The organism is Phyllobacterium sp. P5_D12 (assembly GCF_054049495.1).
Map to the genome: position 1 here is coordinate 1 of NZ_JBFUMG010000449.1, position 3,653 is coordinate 3,653.

The following is a 3,653-nucleotide window of genomic DNA, read 5'->3' on the forward strand; positions in this document are numbered from 1 at the left end:
GTGCTGTGGACATCAATATTGTTGCTGATGCGTACTGCCGGCATCTAATCAAACTGATCAGGCCTCGGTGTCATTGCGGGTTCGCTTGTGGATTGGTTTGGCCGAGCCAGGAACACTTTTGTCCGAGCGATTATCTCCATTTTCCCCGCATATTAGCGATTGACGCTCCCGTGGGGCGGATTCGCCGACGATCTTCCCCAAATCGACGCGCACTGCGGCGGGATAGGCGAATCGGCTTGCATTCCTTGCCGGTCGTTTTCAAACACGGTGTTGGAACTCAAATTGAATAATCGCGTTCAATCAATATGACGAGAATGGCTTTTGAACATGTCACCATTACAGATCGTATGCGCCTTATAAGACGTGTGTCATGCGTTGAATCGGCTGCTGAAGTTCTTGCAAAATACTGGCCTAAAAACTGTGGCGAAAAGTATGCCGCAGCGCAGCAAGCATGCCTCGAAGCCGGGGCGGGTCAACTGGATCCCGACGAAGTCAGGCGCGCCTTCATTGATGCAGCCAAGGAGGCATCAATTTACATCAATGAGCGGTCACGCTAATGATCCGTTCTCCATTCAATATATTCCTGAAAATATAACACTAGCTATCCGCGAGGCACCGATATATTTAGGAAAATATTTCGGAGTCTATCGGAGGTTGGATATGGGAATTCATCGTCGTCAATGGATTAAAATGACTGTCGCCGCACTTGCGGTCGCATGGCTTGGTATAATTCCGCTGGCAGGCTCTGTACAAGCTGCAGAAAAGGTAACCGTTTTCGCAGCGGCCAGTCTCAAGAACGCACTCGACGACATAACAGCCGCATGGCAGAAAGAATCTGGCGAGGAAGCTGCAATCTCCTACGCAGCGAGTTCGGCTCTGGCAAAGCAGATCGAGTCTGGCGCGCCTGCCGATATCTTCATCTCAGCTGATCTCGACTGGATGGATTATGTTGCAAAGAAAAATCTGATCAAGGCTGACACGCGCAAAAATCTATTGGGTAATCGCATCGTTCTGGTGGCATCGAAAGACAAGGCAGAGCCCGTCGAAATTAAAAAGGGTTTTGGCCTCGCCAACCTTTTGGGCGAGGGCCGTCTCGCCATGGGTGCTGTGGATTCGGTTCCGGCAGGGAAATATGGCAAGGCCGCTCTTGAATCGCTTGGTGTGTGGTCGTCGGTGGAAGGCAAGGTTGCCGGCGCCGAGAGCGTGCGCGCTGCATTGTTGCTGGTGTCGCGTGGCGAAGCACCCTACGGCATCGTCTATCAGACGGATGCGGCCGCTGACAAAGAAGTCAAGATCGTAGGTACGTTTCCCGAGGACAGCCATCCTCCGATCATTTATCCCATCGCAATTCTGAGCGACAGCAAGAATGCTGATGCGGTGTCGCTGTTTGATTACATCAAATCAGAAAAAGCTGTGCCATTCTTTGAGAAGCAGGGATTCACCGTACTCAAGTAAAATCTCGCTGGCTCCCGCCTCTAGCACTGCGGGAGCCTCGCAAGAGCACACGACCGGGCAGGGGGCTGACATTTTTGGACTGGTTCTCACTGAGCAATGAAGAATGGACAGCAGTTCACCTTACTCTTCGAATTGCGTTCGTCGCGATGCTCGCCAGCCTCCCTCTGGGCATTCTCGTTGGTCTGTTGCTCGCACGAGGAAAATTCTGGGGCAAATCCATCCTCAATGGCCTCGTCCATCTTCCTTTGATTCTTCCCCCCGTCGTCACCGGCTTTATTCTTCTCATTCTTTTTGGTCGACGTGGCCCGATCGGAGCGTTTCTAGCCGAACATTTTGGCATCTTATTGTCGTTCCGCTGGACGGGCGCAGCATTGGCCTGCGGGGTGATGGGTTTTCCATTGATGGTTCGCAGCATCCGGCTATCCATAGAAGCAGTGGACCGCAAACTTGAGGATGCCGCCGGTACGCTTGGTGCAAGTCCGCTATGGGTATTCGCGACTGTCACCTTGCCGCTCATCCTGCCAGGCATCATCGCCGGCATGATTCTTTCGTTTGCCAAGGCAATGGGCGAATTCGGTGCGACGATAACGTTCGTTTCCAATATCCCCGGGGAAACACAGACACTGTCAGCTGCAATCTACACTTTCACACAGGTGCCGGGTGGCGATGCAGGTGCCTTCCGCCTGACCATCATATCAGTCATCATCTCCATGGCCGCGTTGATGGCTTCCGAATTCATGGGCTACCTTGTCGGACGCAGGGTAGACGTCGAATGACCCTGACTTTTGAAGCAAAACATGTGCTTGGAAAATTCGTACTTGACGCCGCCTTCACGTCCGACCGCGGCGTTACGGCGTTGTTTGGACGTTCAGGTTCGGGAAAAACATCGATCATCCGTATCATTGCGGGCCTTTCACGGCCGGACCAGGGCAGGGTCGTTTTTGACGGCGACGTACTGGTTGATACGAAGATGGGTATATACGTTCCCAAACATAAGCGCCGTTTCGGCTACGTATTTCAGGAAGGCCGGCTTTTTCCCCACCTGACGGTTCAGCAAAATCTTAATTACGGCCGCTGGTTTACTCCCAAATCGCGACGCTCGGAAGATTTGTCGAAGATTGTCGACCTCCTTGGTATTGGCACTATTTTGGACAGGCGTCCGGGCAAACTATCAGGCGGAGAAAAGCAGCGCGTCGCGATCGGCCGTGCCTTGTTGTCGTCGCCACGTATGCTCCTTATGGACGAACCGCTAGCGGCGCTCGATAATACAAGGAAGATCGAAATCCTTCCCTATCTTGAAGCTCTTCGCGATGAAATGAATATCCCGATCATTTATGTGAGCCACTCGGTGTCAGAAGTGGCGCGTCTAGCCGATCGCGTCATTGTTATGAGCGAAGGCAAGGTGGCAATGGCTGGCACTGCAGCCGATGCCTTGAGCCAAACCTCAATTTCAATCGCAACCGATCGCCGCGAAGCAGGTTCATTGGTGGAGGGGAAGGTCGTAAATTACGATCCAAAGCACAAGCTGACGACCATCGGGTTCCAAACATCCAAAATTTATGTTTCAGGAACGGAGGTTACGGTAGGAAAGGGCGTTCGCGTCCACATCCTTGCCAAGGATGTGATGCTTTCGACGATTCGACCTGAACAGCTAAGTGCGCTCAATATTCTCGAAGGGACCGTAAGCGCGATCACCTTCGAGTCGGGCATAGCCGATGTTCAAGTCGATTGCCAAGGAACGATAATCCTGGCACGTATTACTGAGTTATCGTGCGGAAGGCTTGGTCTGCGACCGGGCGTGCTGGTCTTTGCGATTATCAAGACCGCGGCTTTGGAGCCTCACTGATATCGGCCTCGGATACCGAGGATGTGCTTTTGCTGCGATTGGCATCAAGCCAGGCAATATCCGACGCAACTGCAGTTTCGATTTTCTTTTCCATCGTACGAAAGCGGCTGAGCAATTTCTCGCCGAATTCAGTGACCACAGCGCCGCCGCCTTGTTTGCCGCCGCGCTGAGAATCCACCACGGGCTGGGAGAACATGGCGTTCATCGCGCTGACCAGAAGCCAGGCGCGGCGGTACGACATATCCATGGCGCGACCAGCGGCTGAAATGGAGCCAGTTTCGCGAATGTGCTCGAGCAATTGCATTTTTCCACGACCGATTTTCTCATTGTGAGGAAAATCGATCCGTAAAAC

General features: G+C 52.9%; 5 protein-coding genes. 4 read left to right on the forward strand and 1 reads right to left on the reverse strand.

Annotation, left to right across the window (positions count from 1 at the left end; all coding sequences use genetic code 11):
- The first annotated feature begins 347 nt into the window (after positions 1 to 347).
- From ACXJ5O_RS21510 to modC, 4 genes are all read left to right on the forward strand, one after another.
- Positions 348 to 557, forward strand: a complete 210-nt coding sequence (locus ACXJ5O_RS21510) for a DUF982 domain-containing protein (RefSeq protein WP_457301672.1) — start codon at positions 348 to 350, stop codon at positions 555 to 557.
- A gap of 103 nt (positions 558 to 660) precedes the next feature.
- Complete coding sequence (gene modA / locus ACXJ5O_RS21515; RefSeq protein ID WP_457301668.1) at positions 661 to 1,455, forward strand: molybdate ABC transporter substrate-binding protein; 795 nt, start codon at positions 661 to 663, stop codon at positions 1,453 to 1,455.
- A gap of 74 nt (positions 1,456 to 1,529) precedes the next feature.
- Entirely contained in the window at positions 1,530 to 2,231 is a 702-nt protein-coding gene (gene modB / locus ACXJ5O_RS21520) for a molybdate ABC transporter permease subunit (protein ID WP_457301669.1), read from the forward strand.
- Positions 2,228 to 3,301, forward strand: a complete 1,074-nt coding sequence (gene modC, locus ACXJ5O_RS21525) for a molybdenum ABC transporter ATP-binding protein (RefSeq protein WP_457301670.1) — start codon at positions 2,228 to 2,230, stop codon at positions 3,299 to 3,301. The genes modB and modC overlap by 4 nt, the downstream gene beginning before the upstream one ends.
- Here modC and ACXJ5O_RS21530 read toward each other — a convergent pair.
- Positions 3,273 to 3,653: winged helix-turn-helix domain-containing protein (locus ACXJ5O_RS21530; RefSeq protein WP_457301671.1), on the reverse strand; the 381-nt coding region annotated here is incomplete at its 5' end. The two genes, modC and ACXJ5O_RS21530, sit on opposite strands and share 29 nt — an antisense overlap.

What these genes read in the sequence shown, in the direction of transcription:
- modC (WP_457301670.1), top strand. Translation starts at nt 2,228, where the DNA reads ATGACCCTGACTTTTGAAGCAAAACATGTGCTTGGAAAATTCGTACTT.
- ACXJ5O_RS21510 (WP_457301672.1), top strand. Translation starts at nt 348, where the DNA reads ATGCGCCTTATAAGACGTGTGTCATGCGTTGAATCGGCTGCTGAAGTT.
- modA (WP_457301668.1), top strand. Translation starts at nt 661, where the DNA reads ATGGGAATTCATCGTCGTCAATGGATTAAAATGACTGTCGCCGCACTT.